General features: G+C 39.8%; 15 protein-coding genes. 4 read left to right on the top strand and 11 right to left on the bottom strand.

The features are described 5' to 3' along the window. Positions 1 to 41: 41 nt before the first annotated feature. The 10 genes from ACJJJA_RS05815 to moeB form a co-directional block, all read right to left on the bottom strand. The gene (locus ACJJJA_RS05815) at positions 42 to 1,208 is read right to left on the bottom strand and encodes an acyl-CoA dehydrogenase family protein (protein ID WP_444903996.1); all 1,167 of its coding nucleotides are present in this window, start codon (positions 1,206 to 1,208) and stop codon (positions 42 to 44) included. A 57-nt stretch (positions 1,209 to 1,265) separates the two neighbouring features. Beyond that, positions 1,266 to 3,770, bottom strand: a complete 2,505-nt coding sequence (gene pigE / locus ACJJJA_RS05820) for a prodigiosin MAP biosynthesis aminotransferase PigE (protein ID WP_444903997.1) — start codon at positions 3,768 to 3,770, stop codon at positions 1,266 to 1,268. A gap of 16 nt (positions 3,771 to 3,786) precedes the next feature. After that, positions 3,787 to 6,204 carry a hypothetical protein gene (locus ACJJJA_RS05825; RefSeq protein ID WP_444903998.1) on the bottom strand — a complete coding sequence of 806 codons (2,418 nt, stop codon included), beginning with the start codon at positions 6,202 to 6,204 and terminating at the stop codon, positions 3,787 to 3,789. Between the two features lie 29 nt (positions 6,205 to 6,233). Beyond that, positions 6,234 to 7,349 carry a hypothetical protein gene (locus ACJJJA_RS05830; RefSeq protein ID WP_444903999.1) on the bottom strand — a complete coding sequence of 372 codons (1,116 nt, stop codon included), beginning with the start codon at positions 7,347 to 7,349 and terminating at the stop codon, positions 6,234 to 6,236. Between the two features lies 1 nt (position 7,350). After that, entirely contained in the window at positions 7,351 to 8,544 is a 1,194-nt protein-coding gene (locus ACJJJA_RS05835; protein WP_444904000.1) for an MFS transporter, read from the bottom strand. Between the two features lie 51 nt (positions 8,545 to 8,595). Beyond that, the gene (locus ACJJJA_RS05840; RefSeq protein WP_444904001.1) at positions 8,596 to 10,275 is read right to left on the bottom strand and encodes a class I adenylate-forming enzyme family protein; all 1,680 of its coding nucleotides are present in this window, start codon (positions 10,273 to 10,275) and stop codon (positions 8,596 to 8,598) included. Continuing rightward, positions 10,272 to 12,185 (bottom strand): CoA transferase, encoded by a 1,914-nt coding sequence (locus tag ACJJJA_RS05845; protein ID WP_444904002.1) that lies wholly within the window; start codon positions 12,183 to 12,185, stop codon positions 10,272 to 10,274. Before ACJJJA_RS05845 ends, ACJJJA_RS05840 begins: the two co-directional genes overlap by 4 nt. A gap of 203 nt (positions 12,186 to 12,388) precedes the next feature. Then, a complete protein-coding gene (locus ACJJJA_RS05850; protein ID WP_252084778.1) occupies positions 12,389 to 12,661 on the bottom strand; it encodes a MoaD/ThiS family protein in 273 nt (90 codons plus the stop codon). 21 nt (positions 12,662 to 12,682) lie between these two features. Next, on the bottom strand, positions 12,683 to 13,093 hold the full coding sequence (locus ACJJJA_RS05855; RefSeq protein WP_252084779.1) for a M67 family metallopeptidase: 411 nt from the start codon (positions 13,091 to 13,093) through the stop codon (positions 12,683 to 12,685). Positions 13,094 to 13,120: 27 nt separating this feature from the next. Further along, positions 13,121 to 14,290 carry a molybdopterin-synthase adenylyltransferase MoeB gene (gene moeB / locus ACJJJA_RS05860; protein ID WP_444904003.1) on the bottom strand — a complete coding sequence of 390 codons (1,170 nt, stop codon included), beginning with the start codon at positions 14,288 to 14,290 and terminating at the stop codon, positions 13,121 to 13,123. Positions 14,291 to 14,817: 527 nt separating this feature from the next. Between moeB and ACJJJA_RS05865 the strand changes: the two genes are divergently transcribed. From ACJJJA_RS05865 to ACJJJA_RS05880, 4 genes are read left to right on the top strand one after another with little or no spacing between them, the layout of a single operon-like run. Beyond that, complete coding sequence (locus tag ACJJJA_RS05865) at positions 14,818 to 15,828, top strand: class I SAM-dependent methyltransferase (RefSeq protein WP_444904004.1); 1,011 nt, start codon at positions 14,818 to 14,820, stop codon at positions 15,826 to 15,828. Between the two features lie 52 nt (positions 15,829 to 15,880). Further along, positions 15,881 to 18,208: an efflux RND transporter permease subunit gene (locus tag ACJJJA_RS05870; protein WP_444904005.1), complete on the top strand. Its 2,328-nt coding sequence runs from the start codon at positions 15,881 to 15,883 to the stop codon at positions 18,206 to 18,208. Positions 18,209 to 18,228: 20 nt separating this feature from the next. Then, on the top strand, positions 18,229 to 19,005 hold the full coding sequence (locus tag ACJJJA_RS05875) for an outer membrane lipoprotein-sorting protein (RefSeq protein WP_444885890.1): 777 nt from the start codon (positions 18,229 to 18,231) through the stop codon (positions 19,003 to 19,005). 10 nt (positions 19,006 to 19,015) lie between these two features. After that, positions 19,016 to 20,197, top strand: coding sequence for a hypothetical protein (locus ACJJJA_RS05880; RefSeq protein ID WP_444904006.1), 1,182 nt, complete (start codon positions 19,016 to 19,018; stop codon positions 20,195 to 20,197). Positions 20,198 to 20,314: 117 nt separating this feature from the next. Here the strand turns inward: ACJJJA_RS05880 and ACJJJA_RS05885 are convergent, their stop codons facing one another. Next, positions 20,315 to 21,784 carry a nucleoside hydrolase gene (locus ACJJJA_RS05885; RefSeq protein WP_444904007.1) on the bottom strand — a complete coding sequence of 490 codons (1,470 nt, stop codon included), beginning with the start codon at positions 21,782 to 21,784 and terminating at the stop codon, positions 20,315 to 20,317. Positions 21,785 to 21,866 lie beyond the last annotated feature (82 nt).

Consider the following 21,866-nt stretch of genomic DNA (forward strand, 5'->3'; position numbering starts at 1 on the left):
CAGAAACTGACTGAAATAGTAGTTCTGGCTTTCAAGGGAATTTAGCTGGCTACGAAACAAGGCCCAACTGATCTTTTTAGACCCTTCGCTATGATATTCATATGGATTTCTGATGTTCCATCTATAATACGATACAGTCTAGCATCGCGATAGAAACTCTCAATCACCTCTTCATCGTGACAGCCCGAGGCGCCAAAGACTTGGACAGCCCTATCCGCAACACGCCCCAAAGTTTCGGTTGCGAGTATCTTTACTTGGGAAATGGCAGCCCGAGAATCTAAGCCAGTATCAATTTCCTTAGCAGTTTGTAAAAGAAGTGCTCTTGCAGCTGCAATTTCAATATTACTATCAACAATCATTTGTTTTATTTGGCCAAAATCAATGAGGGCTTTACTAAATTGTTGACGATCTTGGGCGTGTTTCTTCATCAAATACAACAGACGATGGCACTTTCCAATTGCCCTGGCTCCGACTTTACTTAATCTTGCTTTTCCTAATGTATCGCCCAGGATTCTAAAGCCGTCATTCTCCTCTCCTAGCAGCGCATCTTTTCCCAGAATAAGATTGTTGAAAATTAGCTCACGATGCGTTGTACCCTTAAATCCGAGCATATTAAAACTTTTTCCATAGGAAAACCCCTGTTGACTCCTATCAACCAAAAATAAAGAGATTCCACGTGGACCAAGATCTGGTTGAGTTACAGCTGCAACTATAAAGTAGTCACAGAAATCCGCATCACTAATGAAATATTTCCTTCCATTAAGTATCCAGCCGGCATCACAGCGTACGGCCCTAGTAGTAATAGATGCCGCATCAGAACCTGCCTCAGGCTCAGAGACAGCTAATGCTGAGTGCCGATCGCCTCTGATACTAGGAATTAAAAAACGCTCAATTTGTTCGGCTGTACCTTCCTTAATACACTCATAGATATTTCCGGCCGCTCGACGTGCAAGAATTTCCTTGGTGGCTCCGAACTGTTCTTGCAAGAGAACGTTATCTAATGTGGTGAGTCCCCCCCCTCCAAATCGGCGATCAATATTGGCCGCAAAAAGACCTTCTTGTCGAGATTTTCTTATGATTTCATTAGAAGATTCTGAACTTATTCCACCAGATTTTTCAACCTCCTTTTCAAGAGGAAGGAGTTCTATTTGTACAAAATCACGTGCTCTCTGAACAAGCTTTTCTTGTTGTTTTGTTAATAATGACATGTTTATCCTTTAGCTGCTGGCTTCCATTAAAAATTAATTGCTTAACACGTATGATGGTTAGTCCATAAAAGTAGACATGTCTCGGCATACTGAATCGAAAGCAGAAATAAATCTCAATGCTTCTTGGGAATTCAAAACCAATGGAGGTTGAATGCGCATCACGCGACTATTGTTGGCAGTAAGAAAAGTTAAAATATTATGTTCTTGAGAAAGCTTTGTAACGAATCTTAGGGAAAACATATCTTCCAAATTGGACTCAATTGCATCAATGGCAGCAAGCATATGATGCTTGGCATTATCTGACAGCATTTTGTAAGTTTCACGAGAATTCCAGGGTAAGCGATGAGCAAGTTCCTGAGCAGTAGCATTAATACTGCCTTTGAAAGACTGAGAAAATTCAATTGCAAGCATAAGTCCCTTTCCCCTTACAGACTTAATGAAGGGGTATTGACTGGCAATTTCTTCTAATGAGCTTTTAAGTTTTTCTCCCATAGCTATAGCATTAGCCGCTAAATTTTCTTCTACAATAACATTTAAAGTCGCAAGAGCCGTAGCAGCAGCTAGGTTTCCGCCTCCAAAAGTTGATGTATGCAAAATACAGCGATCCATACTACCGTAAGCGCTATCCCATAAACGAGGATTTGATATCGTAGCACCAATTGGAATAGTGCCACCGGAAAGTGACTTGGATAATATTAAAATGTCAGGTACCACATTCTCCCACTCACAACAAAATAGTTTACCGGTTCGACCTAGTCCCGTTTGCACTTCATCGAGAATCATTATGATATTATATTTAGTACATAAGCGCCTGACTTCTTTTAAATATCCTTTAGGTGGTAATAGAACACCGCCTTCACCCTGTATAGGCTCAAGGATAAATGCCCTCACGTCACCTTTCTGTAATTCCTCCTCTAATGCGGTCAAGGAACCGAAAGGTATTTCATGGCATTCAGGTAATAGAGGTTCGAATTCTGATCTGTGTTTAGTGCGGCCAGTGATAGATAATGCCCCAAGGGTTTTTCCGTGATAGCCATTATCACAATATATCAAACGACCCGTTGAAGTTGCGGCAAGAGCCATTTTAATAGCAGCTTCCACAGCCTCTGTACCTGAGTTACTGAGGAAGACTCTTGATAAATCTCCAGGAGCAAGCTCAGCCAGCCTCTCTGCAAGTAGAGAAGCATGATATGGCATGGAGACATACTGAACAAAAGTAGGATTCTCCGATGATAAATAATCTGTGATAGCTTTTGTTACTTTAGGGTGATTATGGCCAGTATTAAGGCACCCATAACCGGCAACAAAATCTAAGTAAATTGTTCCATCCATATCAGTGAGTTGACATCCACTTCCGTGATGAAAAACACGTTCAATATGATTAAATTGGTAAAAATCTGCCATCACAGGATTAATGTGATGTCGAAATCTACTAATGGTTTGAGTGCGCTGTAGGTGTTTTGAAGTATCAAGAGAGACCTGAATATCACGATGATGGCGAAGAAGCCCATAAAAATGGGAATCGGTAATCCACTCTCCGTCGGTGGCCATTGGTACAGTGGTAAAACCATGTTTTTCCGCTAATTGACCAATGTTTAATACACGCTCTGGCGGCAGTATTCTACCTAATGAATAGTCTTCTCTGCATTGCTCTAAAGTTAAAACTATAGTTTCTGCTAAGCAACCATTCATGAACTTCTTTGGAGCAAAATTTTTAGTGGCTTCCCCGAAGCTGACTTCAGGACCTGCAGAAATCAGGCCACCATCTATAATCAGAATATCTTCTCTCGGCTGTAGTGTGGGCATTACATCCTTAGGTAAGGCTGCGTCAACCACTATTGAGCCAGAAAGAAGTCTGGCTGGATCTATTACACTGCCTGTAGAAGTTGCGGCAATATAGAATTTAATTCTACCGTAACAATCTTCAATATTATTAGTGAGCGTTACAGATGAATGCATCTGGCTAGGCAGGTAGTTCAGATATTTATCAGGATCGCTCTTACCTCGATGCACTAATGTTAGGTGACAACCTTTATCGATAAGTAGTTGAGCAATAGCGAGAGAAATAGAGCCTGGATAGCCTATAATGGCAACTTCTATACCTTGAGGTGATAGTTCGAGCCGCTCCATAGCTTGTAGAATGTTTCTTTGAGCAGCATAAGCTGTTAGAGAGTTACCTGTGGTGATTGGAATTGAGCATTTCTCTGCTGTCTGCAGGCCCCGATTTCCAACGATGCCAGTGAATCCACCTAACCCAACTAGTTCTGCTCCTCGGCTTTGTAAGTCATTGATTCCCTCAATAACACGTTTTGTTACATTTCGATGTTCCGAAAGCATTTCCTCTGCGGTTAGAGGCATATAGTGGATAATTCCACTACATTGTGACCCTGCCTTACTGATAACGGAATCAAAAGTAGTAAATGGCACAAGGTTTTGCTTTTTCCAGTAGTCCTCATGATAACCATTACTTTGCTCATCAATATTTCGGTTGACCAAATCAATAAGTTTAACATGACGCTTCAGGGCAACTGATGTTGGGTGAGCGATAAATCCAAATTTCATTCTTTTAAGTCCAAATTCAAGCTGTAATTCGATTCCAGGAGGCTTCAGAGATTAGGCTTAGACCATCTCCATCAGAATTGTGGGATAGAAGCACCTCAGCAATATTTATTCTTCCCTTTTGATTCAAAAGATCTCCTATTTGCTGCTCCTGATAGCTACTAACCCTTGTTCGATTAACAGTGATATTGCGGGAAGTAACAGGCTCTCTCTTATGCTCGGTATGGTTCTCCTGAAGTGGTAAAGGCACCACTACCTGTCGACCACAGCCGGATGGTGTTCTTTTGTCCAAATATGTTTGAATCATTGATAAAACACCATTGCATAGATACAAAAGTGTAATATTAATTTTTGTCCCATTTGGGTTTTGAGATAAAGCATGGACAAGTTGACTCTCAATATTGGGGACCAGTGCTCGTGCACCATCGCCAATAAATGCCAATACATTTTTATCAGAAGTTCTAGCAATGTAGGGTAGGGCAGAAAGCGCATCTCCCATTAGTGCTCTTCCGTACCAGCCAGAAAAACTACGACAGGTCCTTGGTATATTACGTATTGCAGATAACCCACAGCGCCCTACATCATAAACACCAATGAATTCAAATGCATTGTTCTCAATTAATCTCCTAACCTGTTGACCTAATTTCAACATGAAATAATTGGCTGACATTGGAAGGCTGGCCATATAATCCCCGGGTACACATTCGTCAAGATTTGTAGCCTCTGTCAAGTATGCTAAGCGATTTGCTTTGATGTGATCCTGTACGTCTAAGTGCGCCTTTATATACTCCAAGAGTTTTACAAGAGGCATATTAAGGGCAATATTGCTGTAAGGAGAGAGATGACGTTTATTTTTATTAACTTGGACGATATGGATATTACGCTTCAGTTTACCCTCTGAAAATGGGGTCGCAGCCTGATCAATTTTATGTTTTAAAAAAAATTGACTAAGAGTATCCGGCCCTCGTAGTTTTCCATTGTCATGTAGGTAGTGATAAACCCGTCGACTGAAAGCATAGACGCCGAAGGTTCCAAGATAGTTTTTATTTAGTTTTCCATTTCTATAAGCTTGAACCGTACCTGGATGAGTTAATGAATCGGTTAGAGCTATACCTGCATCTTGCGCAATCTGGGTTACCAACTCAAGCTCATACTTAGAAAGCGGACCACAGTTCCAGAGTAATCTGATATCAGAATTGTTAATTAGGTTCATAACAGTATCGAGATCATTCTGATGTATATCATCAGGTTCGGATACTTTTGATATGAATTCAGATGGGCTAAATGTATTCTCCCTAGACTCGAGTATATTTGGAGTGGCAAAAATGAAAACGGGACCAGGATTTTCATGCATGACTTGAAAAGCCTTATTCAGCTGTTCTGATAAGGTTTCCCGATCATGTAGGTATACGTGGGGTATCCTTCTGGCAGCTATGACCTCACGCCCATCAGTATCAACGTCAATTGTTCCCTGAAAAGCAAACCAAGAATCAGCTGGACTATCAGCACATATAATTAAACCTGGGGCTTTTGCTCTTTGAAGGTTGGATAAAGTACCACGAAATTCATCAATCATACCAGAAGTGACTGTAATAACGTATGAACGCTCGAATAGTTGCCATCCTGCTAATGCGCCAGCAGCTAAACAATGCTCATTATTACCAGTTAAACATCTGGGCGATGAATCATCCTGGACACCCGTACATAATGCCTGTATTGAGCGAATTAAGTTGGCTACCATAGAGCCCGTATAATAGTGGAAATCCCATTGCTTCGGCCAGAATTCTTGCATGTGACTAAATATTGCCTGGGCGAGTCCAATTGGTGATTTAGTGGTTGCTGCAGTTCTTGATAATAACTTATTGAGATAACCGTGCTCCATGTGATCAATCATTAGTTTTAGCAATTTCGCCCTAACTAAATCCGGATCGTCTTGTAGAACTTGAATCTGAGTACTGCCATCAACATATGATAAAATACTATTTAGACTCTCTTCTGGCACGTACATAACTTTAGAAAATGGAGTAAGTGTACGTACTTTACAAGATGATATTAATAAATCAAAAGGGCTTTCGGGTAAGCTAATGTTGGCCTCTTTGGAGTATTCAGGTAAATATTCAGTGTCAACAATAAATATGTCAAAAACAGTATTTTCTCCAGGCAACACCTTAATTGCTTCATTTAAATCTCTAAATATATATGGAGTAAATGAGAATTCATGACGTTTGCCAGCATTCGTTAGATAGTGTTGAGCTTGTTTTATAGTGGCATTCAATATGTCTCTATTATTTTTCGGCGGTAGAGAAAATGGCTCTATCGTAAATGAGCAATCATCCTCAGGATTTTGAATGACATGGATAAGAGAAAAAATATAATCCAGCTCTTCAATAAGAGCAGGATTCTCAGAAATAATGCATATCCCTATGTTGTGATTCATCTCTAAAGTTGAGCCTCTAATTCATTTTGTTAAATATCGTTTGGGTCAATAATTTTTTCTGATATAAGCAGAGCCTGCAGAAGAAAAAAATATCCCCATATTGTTTCACCTAAACTTTCTTCGCTAGAGTTAATACGAAAAAAGCAACCGTTAAAATATGCCTCATGGGACTGGTCGTTTATATTGAAGTAGTCAGACTCAATTATATTTCTAATAATAGAGTTGGCTTCTGCTCGCCAATCAATCATATTGTTTGGACATGCGGAAAGTTTATACATGGATAATGCCGCGATCAGTGATGCAGAGGGGTCCAGGTGATTTCGATTTCCATTTTTAATGTTCTTAGGGAATTTATCAGAATATTCATTAAGCCATTCAACGCACAATGATTCAGCCAATGTATGATAATCTCCGCCCCAAAGACGGGAAGCAGTAGCCAAGCCCAAAAGTCCCCAACTATGGCCTCGAGCCCAACCCTTGGAAGAATTGCTTATTTTTATTTTATTGCTTCCAAGTGTAGCATTTGCAGAAAAATTACCACTTGGGTCGAGCATAAACTTAATAATTGAATCGGTGTGTGATTTTGCAGTAGAACGGGTTTCAGAGTCACCATACTGTAACAGTTGGATAAGAGCAGCAAGGCCATCAATATTTAGTGTGTTTTTTCCTTTTTCTCCTGCCCCCAAAGCGGTTCCCATAGGATAGCAATCCCACTTCGAATTGAAACTTTGAAAGATGGTTTTTGCTGCTTTTTCCGCAAATAAAATAGACTTAGTATCGTTAAATAAACGAATGCCAGGCGCTAATGCATACCAATAAATCATGCTGCGGAATATTGTGTCTGAATATAGTTTTGGTGTGAGACGTTCTAAAATAGAAGACGCGTAATTTCTATCAATATCCTTTCCACTGACTTTTGCCTTTAACCACCAGCTGCCACACCAAAATCCGCCCATCCAAGAACCTCCTGAAGAAAATTTCCACTGATTATCCTGGGGGGATGTAAATATTGGGAAATTATCATCACAAGAATAAGAAATTCTCTCTAAAGTATTGGTTATGGCATATATGGCAGTGTAATTTACACTTGTAGAAGAGTCTGAAAAAGATGACTCTTTATTCTCTACCAACAATGAATTATTCATTTTAAACAGCTTCTTGTTGAGTGAGAGAATGTTGGTTTGCAAGAATCAGGCAAGAACCCCCACTTATCAACAGGATTAAAATAGTAAATATCCATCCACTTGTAAAAGATTCAAAGAATGAAATGATCATTCCAAAAATAGATGATCCGACGGCTATACCAGCAAAAAAAGCAGCAGATATCATTCCAGATGCATAGGCAATAGGGCCAAATCTTGAATCCTTTACAACCATCCCCATAGCTATTGCATTAGTTGCCACAATACTTAATCCAATTCCAATGACTCCAATATAAATTGGCCAAGAGGCCTCAATATTTGATTTCATTGTGATAAATATGGCTAGAATAGCGAATCCAATCATCCCTACGATAAACATTGCTTGATTATCAAATGATGAGGCTATAGGTGTCATTATAATTCGAGAGGACATTCCTGTAATACCAAACAATGTAATGAGAAGCCCTGCTTGCTCTGGGCTTAGGGATAAACTGATTGCAAAGCTTGGTATATAAGTGATGTATGCAGAAAGAACTGCTCCAATTCCTCCTTGGGTTAACATTAATAGCGCAAGCTTTCTATTTGGAATGTATTGTTGAGAGGATTTCCTTACTAGAGGCTTATTTGGAGATACTTTCCAACTTAGTATTGCCATTACTATTGCTATAGGTACTACAGCCAAGAAGGATACTCTCCAACCCCAATTATTTGCTATAAAAGGCAGAGTGAAACCGGCAAGTAATGCTGATAACTGCACTCCAGATTGCTTCATACCGACCATCATGGCCTTGCTAGAGTCTGGGATTCTTAGTGCAATTAACTTATTAGTTAAGGGATTGGCTAAGGCTTGAGAAAGACCAACTATAGAAATTGCGCCAATGATTGTCCATAAGCTATCCGAGATACTAATTATAAAAAAAGATATTGCAATTGTTATGAAGTGAAGAACATATGATGCCCTAAGACCAAAATAGTCGACAGCATTTCCCGCAAATAGGGATAAAATTGATGCTAACCCAAAAGAAACCATCACAATATAGCTCAGGTCACTCTCTTGTACTTGTAGTGCTTTAGTTAAATATGGGCTCAGCACACCAGTTGCATAAAGAATGAACATTGGTAATGCCATTGCAAGTAAAAGAACCAGTCCAATTTTTATTTTATCGAACGGATCTATATGAGTTGGAGGGGCACTCATGATCGATTTAATCCTTTTTAGGGAGATGGGGTATCCAAAATGGTAGCAAAATTATGTTACAGTATCGTATTCACTATTCCTTGATTGTTCTCTGCTCTTTCCCAATGAAGAGATATTTTCCACAAGCATTTTTTTATTAATTTTTCCGGCAGGGGTCATCGGTAGTTGCCGGTAAAATTGCAGATACTCTGGTAGTTTATTTACTTCCAGGCCTTGATCCCTAAGGTAATCATTAATTTCATTAAGTGAGAGAAGATCTGAACCTTCGCGTAGAGTGATACAGATACAAACTCTTTGGCCAAGATCTTCGTCTGGTACAGGAATACAAGCTGCACTTATAATCTCAGGATGAGAGGTTGCAATTTTTTCAATTTGAACAGGGCTAATATTCATTCCGCCCCGAATAATGATATCTTTTTTTCTCCCGAGAAGAATAAGATATCCATTATCATCAATACAACCCAGATCACCAGTATAAACCCAGCCTTCATGATCCCTGTAACGTTGGTCTAGATCTGGGGCATTTACATATTGCATCGGCGTCATTGGCCCTCGCCCAGCTATTTCTCCGATCTCCCCTTGAGCCAAAGGTTGCTTTTGATCATCTACAATTCGAATTTCACAAATACTAGGATTTGGACGTCCAACGGATCTACAAATAGAATCTAAAGAATCTTCCAATGTATTATGACAATTAATACCATCGGCTGATCCATAAAGGCTAATAATTCTACAGTCAAAAGCACTAACACAGCGATAAATTGTCGCTTGATCAATAATGGCGCCACCACTGACAATGGCCGTAAGACACGATAAGTCAGTTTTTTGTAGTTCTGCAGCCGCCGCCATACGCTGAAACATGGTGGGAACACCAAAAATATGACTTGGTTTATGTTGCTGTATAGCCTCTATAGCAGTAGTTATATCAAACTTTGGAAGAAGTACTAATGAACCTCCCATCCAGGAAAGCACGCCAAATGTCGCACTAGAGCCAAATGCAGTACCCAAAGGCATAAGGTATAATGCACGAAAGTCTCTATTGGGCTTAGTAATTCTTTCTAAAAACCGTCCTCTTCCACCCAATATAGCATTGTGTGAATAAGCAACTAATTTGGGTTCTGATTCAGTACCTGAAGAAATAAGAAACCTTACGGGGCTATTAGGGCATACTTTGATCGGTGTTTTAAGCGGATCATTTATAAATAATTCATCAAGATCATTCCAGTTAGTTTCACTGGATGCTGGTTTATCACCTTGGACGATAAATGTTCTCAATGATAATGCATTTGGACGAATCGATTGAATTATTTCACAGTAATCAATATCTGCATAAGATCTTTCAGTAATCAATGCTCTGGCATTAGTACGCTTGATAACAGATTTAATATCAAGGCTGCCTCGCCCAAGTGGAATCGGGCAGACAACAGCACCGATTGCAGCACATGCAAGATCAATAGCACATGATCGCCAGGAGTTGACCAGCTGATAAACAACAACGTCCCCACTGACAATCCCCAATTTTAAAAAACTATTAGCAAGCCGGGCTGCGGATTCAGATAATTGGCTGTAAGTTGTTATTGTATCTTTCTCAAGTACTGCGGGTTTATTTGGTTGTTTTATAGCGTTTTCGCAAAATTTTTCATAAACAGTTTGCTCGGGATAATATCCTTTAGAAGTCCAATCCTGTCGCACCGAAATGGGCACTATATCAATCACACCTGTATTGTTCATTTGAATCTCCATGGCGTGGTTACACGAGAATAATTTGAGGTTTGAAAGTTTTCTTTAAAGCGAGGCTGCTTGGGTAGCTCTTCGAGTGACTCTATTACTTGACTACATGGGATGTTATGTTTCTCGAAAATAAATAACCACTCTTGAGCATTTTTGTCTTCAAGAATTTTCTCTAATTTTTCATCTATGTTCGATTGCTCTAAATCTCTGACCGTCAAATTTATTTCATCTAGCAAAGGAATTAGTTCATTAGATGAGGAGAACTCTAGGATGATATATCCATCTAAGGTCTTGAATAGCCTTCCTTTCTGAAATTCAGGCTTTTGATGTTTTTCCCTAATAGATTTAATAATTGGTTGGGTTAAAAGTGTCGCGCTTCCTAGTAATGAGGTATCTACACGACATCCCTGGTTATTAAAAAATTTACGGAATAGACCTAAGGTGGTTCCTTGAGCTGAAATTATCCCACCAAGAACATCGAGGGCTGTATATAGGGTACCTCCATTATTCTTATTATTATGTGAAAGCTCACTAGCTAGTCCAGAATAAGCCTGTACGGTGAAATCAGTACCAGGATAGTGCACATCGTTATCTAGAATTCCCCATCCACCGGCATAGTTATAAACAATATCAGGATTTACCTTTTTCAAATGTTCGTGGTCGAGTTGTAGTTGCTTGGCTTTTCCTGGAGCCCAGTTATGAATAAAGACATCCGCAGTAGATACTAATGAAAGAACTTCAGCGCGACCCGCAGGTGTTTTAATATCGATTTCCCGAACCTCTTTAAGATGGTTTAGTGCGTCAAATCGCGCTGAACAATCTCCAGCAAGAGGAGGCATTCCTCGTAATGGGTCACCACCAGGTGGCTCAATTCGTACTACCCTAGCTCCCAATAAGGCTAGTAAATGGCCAGCTATAGGCCCTTGAATCCGTCGGCAGGATTCGATAACAGTAAGTCCACTCAAAGGTTTACTTTGGTCAGTAATAAAGTTATTTGAAGTATCTTGATTTAAAATATTTTTTGAAGAATCTTTGTATATATCATTATTAATAACTTCAGGTCTAAGTTGCCATGGGCCTCGTTCCAATAAAATAGATATATCTCTATCAGTGGACCTTTCTAAAAGTGTTCTCTGACGACATACTGCGACCCCCGATTCACTTGCTAACAATTCAATATCTTTAAATTTACAAGAAGAAATTTTTGATATGAGGGTTCTTGGCAGATATGATGTTGCTTTCGCATACCGCTGCAGAAATGACTGCCAACCTTTGCTCATATCCTCCTGGCTGATCCCAAGAGCACTCCAGAATCGACGCCAAGGTTCTGGAGAAAGAGTTTCTAATTCAAAAAGCACACCATCTGCTGAGCAGAAAGGTGGTCGTTGAGAATGATCGTGTACTCCGGGAGGAATATTCTCCGCATATTCATTTACAGTTGCACCAGCAAGGTATTGCCCAACACACAATAACCCTGCAGATACCATGGAGGTTTGAAATCCTCTCGAATTTAATCCGCGTCTATGGCCTATAGCGGTGGCTATACAGCCTAAAAGAGTTAAAACAGCTGATGCGCTAGATAGATAGGGTGCATTCAAGGCATCTATTCCACCAATGGAACGTCCATGAACCGACATCAAGCCAGTTGCGGCTTGAATCACAGACTCTGAGCCTTGCCGTAGGGGATCATCTGACCAAAAAGAGAAAAGGTTTTCCTGAGTTCGTCTATCTGAAGATATAAATTTGAATGGAAAATTTACATCACTATTTAAACTTAAATCATTTTCTACTTGAATTCCTAACGCATGGCACTGATACTGAAAAGTATTTATTGTTGACTGTAGGTGAACCGGAACTTCTTTAAAGTTACCAATAATTGTACAATCGCTAAGAAATTTATCCATTTCCATAATTTATATACCACCAAAATCTGTTGCCAGTAACACAGTTAAGTAAATTAATTTAGGTCGTCATTTAAGAGCAACAAGTTAACTCTGGTTATTTCTCTACCGGTTAGATTAGGTATCACTATATAATGTAAAAAGGTGAATCGATAATGCCGACCACCTTTTTCAGATGTTAAGGTTTTTTACAGTTTTTTATTTGCTTTTAATTAGCCACCTGCGACAGCTGGAAGTATAGTAATGACATCGCTTGACTTTATGTCTGTAGCTAATTGGTTTTTGAAGCGGATATCATCTTCATTTACATAAATGTTCATAAATTTGTGAACTTCCCCTTCTTTTAATAAGCGGTCTCTGATCCCTGGATATTGCGATTCTAGAGATTCTATTAACTCTTTGACTGTTTGTCCTTCAGAGGTTACTTCTTTTTGATTGTTAGTTAGAGTTCGTAAAATAGTGGGAATCTTTACTTTCACTGACATGCTTTTATCTGCCTATTTGTTTTATTGCGATACTACGTTAATTGTTTCTTCGATGGCCTTTTTGTCTACTATGCGATAGCTACGCACTTCACCTGGTTTACCCCCAGTTGTTGAAACCAAAACATAACTGGCATCAGGATACCAAGCATGTTGAATATCTTCTTTACTTGGAAAGGCTCGGGAGTTTGTATGTGAGTGATAGAACACCATTGGCACTTCATTTTTTTCTTCCATTTCTTGCCAGACCTTAAACTGTTCTTTAGGGTCAAATGCAAAAAAATTTTCAGAGCGTGCTGCATTTTGCATTGGCACTATTCTATGGGGTACTTGATTATCTTTTTTACCAAGAATAATGCCGCAAGCCTCTATAGGGTGCTCAGCAAGTGCTTGATTCATAATAGATTCTATATGTACATCTAAAATCTTCAGCATAGTAAATTTCCAGTCTGTGCTTTAGTGTTAATAAGCTGGAAGTTCAGGTTCAATATCTTTAATCCAGGCAAGAATGCCTCCATGGAGATTGTAAAGATTAGTGAACCCCTGATTTTCTAAAGCGGCCAGAGCTTGTCTGGATCTTCCACCAACTTTGCAGTGTAAAACTATGAAGGTGTTTTTATCTACCGACTCTAATCCACGCCCGGCTAGAATGTCAGCTTTAGGAATATGAATAGCACCTTCAATACAGCAGATGTCTCGCTCTCCGGACTCCCTTACATCAATCAGCAGATGCGATTTTCCTGTCTGCCGAATTTTATGCAATTCAGTGGGTGTTAAAGTGGGAATTTCTTCTTGTGCTTGCGAAGGCTTAGTTAGTCCGCAAAAAAATTCATAGTCACAGAGTTCTGTAATTGGTTGTCTATCGGGATTACGATAAATGGGTAATTTACGGAAGGTCATATCCAGTGCATCATAGACCATCAATTTCCCAATAAGAGGACTCCCAATACCGGTGAGTAGTTTTATGGCTTCAGTCGCCATAATTGAGCCTATTGCTGCGCATAGGACTCCTAACACCCCTCCCTCCGAACAGGAAGGTGCATGCTCAGGGGGGGGCGGCTCTGGATATAGATCACGGTAGTTGATTCCTATATCGCCAGGAGCATTTTCCCAAAAAACAGAGGCTTGGCCTTCAAACCTGAATATTGAACCCCATACATAAGGTTTTTTGGCCATTACGCAAGCATCATTGACTAGGTAACGAGTAGCAAAATTATCTGTTCCATCTAAAATAAGATCATAATCTGAAATTATTTCTAGAGCATTTGTCCTATCTAGACGTGTTTCATGCAGTTCAACATGAACGAAAGGGTTGACCTCTTGAACTGTTGCTTTTGCGCTATCTAGTTTATTTTCACCTATATTGGATTGGCCGTGGATAACTTGACGCTGAAGATTAGAGGCATCTACCGTATCAAAATCTACGATACCGAGTGTTCCTACTCCCGCTGCAGCCAGATACAGTAATGCCGGTGATCCGAGTCCGCCTGCACCAATAATCAAAACTTTACTGTTTTTTAACCGTTTCTGCCCATCGATTCCAATATCTGGCAACAGTAGGTGACGGCTATACCTCTCCATTTCTTGTTTACTGAGTTCGTGAACGGGGCTGACAAGCGGGGGCAGTGTCATTACGTAGTCCTTGTTATATCTTTTATCTATCGAATTTGATTATCAAACCGTTTTTTATTGAGGTTCGATATAAAATTAGGCTCAAGATTTTGTCATATCACGAACAGTCGAAAGGGTTAACGGCGTTCAGCAATTGATATTCCTTCGCTCCTGTAATGATAGGAAACGATTGCAGAGCAGCCTATTGTGTTCTCTTAAAGTAAGTATCAAGGAGCGATGTGAATCCTGAAGCTAATTTTGTCTACAGGTTACTTTGGAGCAAATAGGAACTCTGGAATGAGATTTAGATCTGTTTGGTATCTATAGCTATTTATTGCGTTTTCTACTTAACCCTGTTACCAATTTGTCAATAAATGGCTTAAAGCTTTAGTTATTAGCTTTTAAATTTTATAAATAATTTAATCTGACTATGTTTAGAAATCTCAATTGTTAACCGCTGGGTTTTCAGGTCATCTGTCTTATTGGGTAATCTTTGATTATAAAGTTTGTGATTAGATATCTATTGTCAGAAAATATTGGAATTATCAATGTTGTTTAATAAATCCTCCTTTGGGGATGATGCTCAATTTTTTTTATTTGATACTCTAGTGGCTCCTTTACGGTGGGAGATTCTATCAGCAGGGATAAAACTTAAAATATTTGATTATCTGCAGGATGCACGTACAGTTAAGGACGTTGCTCTTCACTTTGATTTTCTAGAGAGCCGGGCTGAACTTTTCCTTAACTCAATGGTTTCAATAGGGTTGATTAATAAGTTTAAAGGAAAGTATCAAATAAGTAGCTCCTATCGTTCTTTATTGACTTCTGGTTCAGATTCTTCTTTGTGTGGGTTATTGCAACATCTCAGTCAGATAAAGCATGTAAGTGAATCTGAGATTATTGACCTCCTGAGCAGTAAGCATCAGAAGAAAAATGGCCCTACTATGAAAGATCCAGAATTTTGGAACGATATGATAGAAGGCCTTAGGTTATTTCATTTATCAGTTAGAAATCCAATAGTTTTAGATGTTCTAATGTCACAGCCTAACTGGTCTGATGTTAATCATATATTGGATCTCGGAGCAGGTTCAGAGCAGTTGGCTATAGATCTACTTTCGGTTAAGCAAGATCTTAAAGTAACAATTTTTGATTTGCCTGGTATTGCCTCTCTAATTAAAAAACAAGTTTTTCAAAAAGCACAGATAAATGTTTTAGAAGGTGATATGAACACAGCTTCTCTAGGGAGCGGATATGATTTAGTTTTTGCTTCGATGGTCTTATATTACGCCGATGATCTTACTCATACCTTAGAGAAAATACGTCAATCTCTTAATCCTGGTGGAATGTTCCTTAGCTTTCATGAAAAGCTGAACAGCGAAAGAACATCTCCTGAGTTTCACATTGTTGGTCGTATTCACGCAGAACTAAAGTTGGGTCCACTCTCTTTATCTGCTGGTTCAGTAGAAAAAGCTCTTGCTGAAGCTTGCTTTAAAGATATCTTTACTCAAGTCTTGAAGACTCCGTTTGGTGATATCGAGCTGGTGAGTGGAATTGCTTAGTAATGGTTACTAATTTTTGTTAGAAAAATATTCTCTTGGGAGACCATATATAATGGAGCAACTATTTAGAGGGATTCTATCGCGTCCAAAATTGGTATTGTCTATTTTTTTGCTTTTTTTTGTTGCCTGTACAGTTGGTGCTAAAAACCTTTTTTTTCGTGGTGATTATGCAATTTTTTTTGACGATTCGAATAAAGAGCTTCAGGCGTTCAATGAGATTGAAGGTACCTTTAACAAGACTGACAGTTTGGCGATAATTATAGCGCCAGAAACTGGCGATATTTATACTGAAAGATATCTCGAATTGATAATGCTCCTCACAGAAGATGCTTGGAATATTCCTTATTCCAGTAGAGTGGATTCAATTGCCAACTATCAGCATACTGAGGCTCAAGAAGATGATCTTTTAGTTGAAAATCTCGTATTCAAGAATTATCCGTTAAATACAGAATATATTAATAAAGTTAAGTTTGTTGCTGAGAATGCCCCAAGGCTTAAGGGGGCCTTGGTTTCAAAAACAGGTGATTCCGCAGTTATTAATATCACTTTTCAATTGCCGTCAGGCGATAAGACCGCTCGAGTAGCTGAAATCACGGACCATTCAGATAGGATGCTTGCTTCCTATCAAGAGTCATACCCTGATGTTTCATTTCATCAGGCTGGCATCGTTGCTATGAACTCTTCCTTTACCAAGGCTGCTCAAAAAGACATTCTCACTTTAGTGCCAGTAATGTTTGCGGTAATTAGTTTATTATTAATTATGACGCTAAGGTCGATCACCTATGTAATTTTAACCTTGGTTATTGTTGTTACAAGTGTAGTGGCAACTATGGGGATTTATGGTTGGGCAGGAATGTATTTGAGCATTGCCACAGTTAATGTTCCCACAATGATAATGACTTTGGCAGTGGCAGATTGTGTACACTTGATTACCTCTGTCAATGAAGGCAAAAGGCAGGGATTGGGGAATCGAGAAGCTGTTGTTCATAGTTTTAAACTGAACTTTATGGCTATTTTAATTACTTCTGTGACGACGGCTATCGGATTCCTAATAATGAATGTTTCTGATTCGCCTGTCTTACGGCATATGGGTAGTTTATCTGCTTTGGGAGTTATGTTGGCTTTTGTTTTTTCGATTTTCCTTTTGCCAGTGCTGTTATTATTGATACCAGTAAAAGTATATAAGGAAAGAGGAGGTGTTTATTCTAAATTATTTCAATTGCTGCCAAATCTGATAATTCGTTACCATCGAAGTATCTTTTGTGTCTCCACTATTGTGGTTTTGATTGCTGGCTATATGGTGATGCAGAATCGAATAAATGATGAGCCGATAGAGTACTTTGATTCCAGTCATAAATTTAGAATTGCTGCCGATTTTATGGAGAACCATATTAGCGGCATGACTAATATTAGTATTGCTGTCAAGTCTGGTAAATCGCAGGGTGTAGTTGATCCTGATTTTATTTCTATGCTAGATGATTTTACAAATTGGCTTCGTATGCAGCCACAAATAGATCATGTTGCTAGTCTAGTGGATACCTATAAAAGGTTAAATAAAAACCTACATGGTGACAAGGAAGAATACTACAAGTTACCCAATGATAGAGAGTTGGCTGCACAATATCTTCTATTGTATGAACTTTCCTTGCCCTATGGATTAGATATTAATAATGAAGTCGATATTGATAAATCAGCGGTTAAACTGCAATTGACAACTAAAAATTTAGGTAGCGGTGAGCTTGTTGATTTTGAAAACAAAATATATGACTGGTTCAGTAGTAATGCTCCACAATATGAAATAGTTGCATCTAGTCCCTCTCTTATGTTCGCACATATTGGAGAGACAAACATGCACAGCATGCTTAAATCATTACCAATTATTTTAGTGTTAATTTCTACACTCTTAGTTATTGCATTAAAGTCTTTGAGGATTGGAATAATCAGCTTGTTACCTACATTGGTTCCAGTTTTATTGGGGTTTGGTTTATGGGCGTTTATTTCAGGAGAGGTGAATCTAGGTTTGTCTGTTGTCGTGTCACTTACATTGGGTATTGTGGTGGATGATGCTGTTCATTTTTTGAGTAAATATCAATATTCTCGTCGGCGGGGAAACTCTGTGGAAGAAGCAATATCCTACTCTTTTAATACCGTGGGGCGTGCTCTCTGGGTAACTTCTCTCGTACTGGTTGCTGGATTTCTTGTTCTTGCATTATCTAGTTTTCGGTTGAATTCAGATTTAGGTCTTTTAAGTGCTTTAGTGATTACAATTGCCCTAGTTGTCGATTTCTTACTTCTGCCAGCTGTGCTTTTAATTTTTGATAGAAGAACGGATATTGTGCAAGCCAAGGCCAACAATGAGCTTTTGTCTGCTGCCAATTAAAAATATCAATAGGAAAAATCATGATAAAGAATGGAATTTTAACTTGCCTGTTACTTCTTTTGGCTTCCCTCGCGATGGCGAATACCGAAATGGGGCTGGAAATTGCCAAAGAGAGAAAGGTAAGAGATGAAGGCTGGAGAGACTCAATTGCAACTGTCAGTATGTTGTTGAAAAATGCATTGGGTGAAACTAGCTCAAGAGAACTTAGGGTTAGAACTCTGGAAATTGAAGGTGATGGAGATAGAGGATTAACTGTATTTGATGAGCCTCGTGATGTAAAAGGAACTGCTTTTTTATCCTATTCTCACATTAATAGTCCAGATGATCAGTGGCTTTATCTACCTCGGTTAAAGAGAGTTAAGCGAATAGCCTCACGAAATAAATCAGGGCCTTTTATGAGTAGTGAATTTGCCTATGAAGACATGACTTCCTTTGAATTGCAGAAATATAAGTTCAGCTATCTAAGAGAGGAGCTAATAAAGGGGAGGGAAACCCTTGTTGTGGAACAAATACCTACTGATGAGTATTCTGGCTATACAAGACAGGTAGTCTGGATTGATAAAGATCACTATCAACCAATTAGAACGGAATTTTACGATCGAAAGGGGGAGTTATTAAAAACATTACATTTGGAGGACTATCGCCAATATTTGGAGCAATATTGGCGGGCACATGTTTTGACAATGATAAACCATCAGACGGGCAAAAGTACTGTGCTCACCATTCATGATCTTAAATTTAAAGTAGGGTTGGGTGAAGATGATTTTAATGTAGCGACGCTTAAAAGAATACGTTGATTTTTTTACAATGAAGCTACACATCTTTAATTGTCTTTTTTTTATATTTCTACTTGCTTCCGCCTCTAGTGCTAGTTGTGTCGAATTACGAGGGATTGCTGCAGTTGAGTATCGCCAATTCCTTGCTAGAGGCGAGGTTGGTCAGAAGACCTTTCAGCCTTCTGTTTTTGTTGAACCAGAACTCTATCAATCTTTTTTGAAAGACAGTGCTAGCATCACTGTAGTACCTTTTTTACGGTTAGATGCTTTAGATGATGAACGGTCTCACTGGGATATCCGTGAATTTATGGTGCGATATCACTTTAAAGAGGTAGATCTTGAGGTTGATCTTGGAATAGGTAAGGTATTTTGGGGTGTAACTGAGTCTCAGCATCTAGTGGATATAATTAATCAAACTGACAGTATCGAATCATTAGATAATGAGGATAAACTCGGTCAGCCAATGCTTCATGTTTCATGGATTAAGGAATGGGGAAGTGTTGAGGGTTTTCTACTCCCTTATTTTCGAGAACGTACATTTCCAGGTGAGGATGGGAGACTTAGTTTAGGCGTTGAAAATTCGTCTGCTCAGTATAAGTCCTCGAAAGGGAATAGGCATTTGGATTTTGCAGTTAGATACTCTACTAGTATGAATTCGGTTGATCTGGGGGTAAGCTATTTCCAGGGCACTGGTAGAGATCCTGATTTTATCTATAACCAGCAGCAATTTTTACCTTTTTACCGGCAGATTAGACAAGTTGGAATTGATGCCCAGTGGCTAAAAGGAGATTTTTCTTGGGTTTCCGAAGCTCTATGGCGTGATACTGGTGAAAAAGAGTACTTTGCAATAACCGCAGGTTTTGAATACAGCCTTGTAGGGATCACTGATACAAATATGGATTTAGGTATTCTAACGGAAGTTTTGTATGATTCCCGTGGACAGAGTGCTACGACAGCATGGCAGCAAGATATTTTTATAGGAACTAGACTTACAGTTAATGATATCGCAGGGACTGAGATATTGCTGGGGGTAACCCAGGATCTTGATTATTTTAATTCCAGAGCTATAAAGCTTGAAGCATCGAGCAGGATTACAAATTCTTGGCTGTGGAGGGTGAATGGATGGATTTTTAATAGTTATGGTAAAGAGGATCCATTGAGTAGTTTCCAAAAAGATGATTATTTAGAGGTAGGTTTAGAATATTATTACTAGTACTTTAGGGTTGACTAATTTCTCAAAATTACCTTATTAAGGATCTTCGAATGCCCCCCAATATCCCTCATAACACTCTGTCAATAGAGTACGGGGGGCTAATTTCAATTTAGTAAATTACAGTCTACATCTAGATCCCTTACGGGCAGAATTAAAACGATCGCGCAGGCGCTCAATCATTGTAGTGCGTGCGGCATCGTGGTTGATACCCATTACGACATTCACTTCTAGGCCCTCGCCGTTTTCGGCAAAAGTGGTTTTACCCACGGTGGGGTCGAAGGAAATGGGGTCGTAAGGAGTCATACTGTCAGCCAGACCGGTATTTAACTGGTCGACTTCAATAAATCCGGTCACCAGATCCATTTCTAGAGTTTCAGGCTCCAACAGTACCAGTGCGGCGATAATATCCCACAGGCGAATTACTGCATCCATAGCGAAGTCACCATTACCCTGGAAATCCCCACCTTCAAATTCACGGATAGAGCTGAGGAGTTTAGAGGTATAGCAGGCCTCAGGGGTTGCGCGACGTTTAGCCAGGGCTTCGATGGTGCTGCCCTGTACCTTGGCCATGTCGGTAGAGTTGGTGGGTACCAAATAGGTTTCAATATCATTTTCACTCAGGGCGTTAAAGGCCCACTGCGCACTCAGTGGGTCGAGTAGAATATTGAATTCCTGGTGGGTGCTGAAGTCGCTGTCACAGCCAAAACTTGGGTGGGAGAAAATATTGCCGCCCAGATTTCTAGATTTATCGCCAAAGCAGGCTGCTTGGTGATTCTCGGTAAACGGCTCATAATTCTCAAAGCCTCCACCCATCATAATCACACGATCAATTTTTGCCAGCTGCTCTTCGTTCGCTTTTCCAAGTACCCGGGCCAGTGTGGTGAGTTTGCCGGTATTGAAAACCACTGGGCGTTGCTCCAGTTTATCCAGAGTTTCCAGGATAATGTCTTCGGCCAGTTCAAAATTGAAGGAGACACCATTGTTACCTTGGTAGCGGTAGTGTTCCTGTTTTGCGCGGGGGATTAGGTGGTCAGTTCCGTATAAGGTGGAGCCGTTGTCACGCCAGGGACCGGGCACATACTGGCCATAGAGGTTAATGCCCATGGCATTGCGGCGCTCCAGATTCCATGTGCCGGTGCTGAAATCGGAGGAGTTGGGCAGCTGGTAATCATCGCGGTCAGTTACAGCGTTGTCGTCATTTACCGGAGCGCTGGAAGCCTTACCGTTAGCCCCGTAAGCGACCTCCTCAGTGGCAAAGTAGGCACCGCGTATCACTTTGGTATCGTTGTTACCCAACCACTCGAGGATGTTGTAAACCGTATTGGCTCCGTGCGCTACAGTATTGAAAGAGTCTTCAACCACTGCCAGCTCCAGGGTGTAGCGCGGGTCTTTGGCAATCAGCATCAATGCTACGGCATCGTCAAAGTTATTGAAGTCGCCGATCCAGATAATCGGTTGGGCATCTTCATTTTTGGTTGCTTGGTGCAGGCGCTTTACATGGCGACCATTATCCGCATGGCAGGAGGCCAGGGTTGCAAAGCTACCAAGAATCAGGGCTCCGGCAGATAGCCAACGTTTTAATTTCATCTATATTTCCCTATGGTTCGAGAGTCTTTAATTGGCGATTTCACGACCCTTCCCTGTGTCGATACATGGCCACTCCTGTAAT

This window comes from Microbulbifer mixtoriginis (SeqCode) (genome assembly GCF_052466865.1).

Excerpts from the sequence above, each read along its gene's own strand:
- ACJJJA_RS05865 (WP_444904004.1), top strand. The coding sequence starts at position 14,818 with ATGTTGTTTAATAAATCCTCCTTTGGGGATGATGCTCAATTTTTTTTA.
- ACJJJA_RS05815 (WP_444903996.1), bottom strand. The coding sequence starts at position 1,208 with ATGTCATTATTAACAAAACAACAAGAAAAGCTTGTTCAGAGAGCACGT.
- ACJJJA_RS05830 (WP_444903999.1), bottom strand. The coding sequence starts at position 7,349 with ATGAATAATTCATTGTTGGTAGAGAATAAAGAGTCATCTTTTTCAGAC.
- ACJJJA_RS05870 (WP_444904005.1), top strand. The coding sequence starts at position 15,881 with ATGGAGCAACTATTTAGAGGGATTCTATCGCGTCCAAAATTGGTATTG.
- ACJJJA_RS05835 (WP_444904000.1), bottom strand. The coding sequence starts at position 8,544 with ATGAGTGCCCCTCCAACTCATATAGATCCGTTCGATAAAATAAAAATT.
- ACJJJA_RS05885 (WP_444904007.1), bottom strand. The coding sequence starts at position 21,784 with ATGAAATTAAAACGTTGGCTATCTGCCGGAGCCCTGATTCTTGGTAGC.
- ACJJJA_RS05880 (WP_444904006.1), top strand. The coding sequence starts at position 19,016 with ATGAAGCTACACATCTTTAATTGTCTTTTTTTTATATTTCTACTTGCT.
- ACJJJA_RS05840 (WP_444904001.1), bottom strand. The coding sequence starts at position 10,275 with ATGAACAATACAGGTGTGATTGATATAGTGCCCATTTCGGTGCGACAG.
- ACJJJA_RS05825 (WP_444903998.1), bottom strand. The coding sequence starts at position 6,204 with ATGAATCACAACATAGGGATATGCATTATTTCTGAGAATCCTGCTCTT.
- pigE (WP_444903997.1), bottom strand. The coding sequence starts at position 3,770 with ATGAAATTTGGATTTATCGCTCACCCAACATCAGTTGCCCTGAAGCGT.
- ACJJJA_RS05855 (WP_252084779.1), bottom strand. The coding sequence starts at position 13,093 with ATGCTGAAGATTTTAGATGTACATATAGAATCTATTATGAATCAAGCA.
- ACJJJA_RS05875 (WP_444885890.1), top strand. The coding sequence starts at position 18,229 with ATGATAAAGAATGGAATTTTAACTTGCCTGTTACTTCTTTTGGCTTCC.
- moeB (WP_444904003.1), bottom strand. The coding sequence starts at position 14,290 with ATGACACTGCCCCCGCTTGTCAGCCCCGTTCACGAACTCAGTAAACAA.
- ACJJJA_RS05845 (WP_444904002.1), bottom strand. The coding sequence starts at position 12,185 with ATGGAAATGGATAAATTTCTTAGCGATTGTACAATTATTGGTAACTTT.
- ACJJJA_RS05850 (WP_252084778.1), bottom strand. The coding sequence starts at position 12,661 with ATGTCAGTGAAAGTAAAGATTCCCACTATTTTACGAACTCTAACTAAC.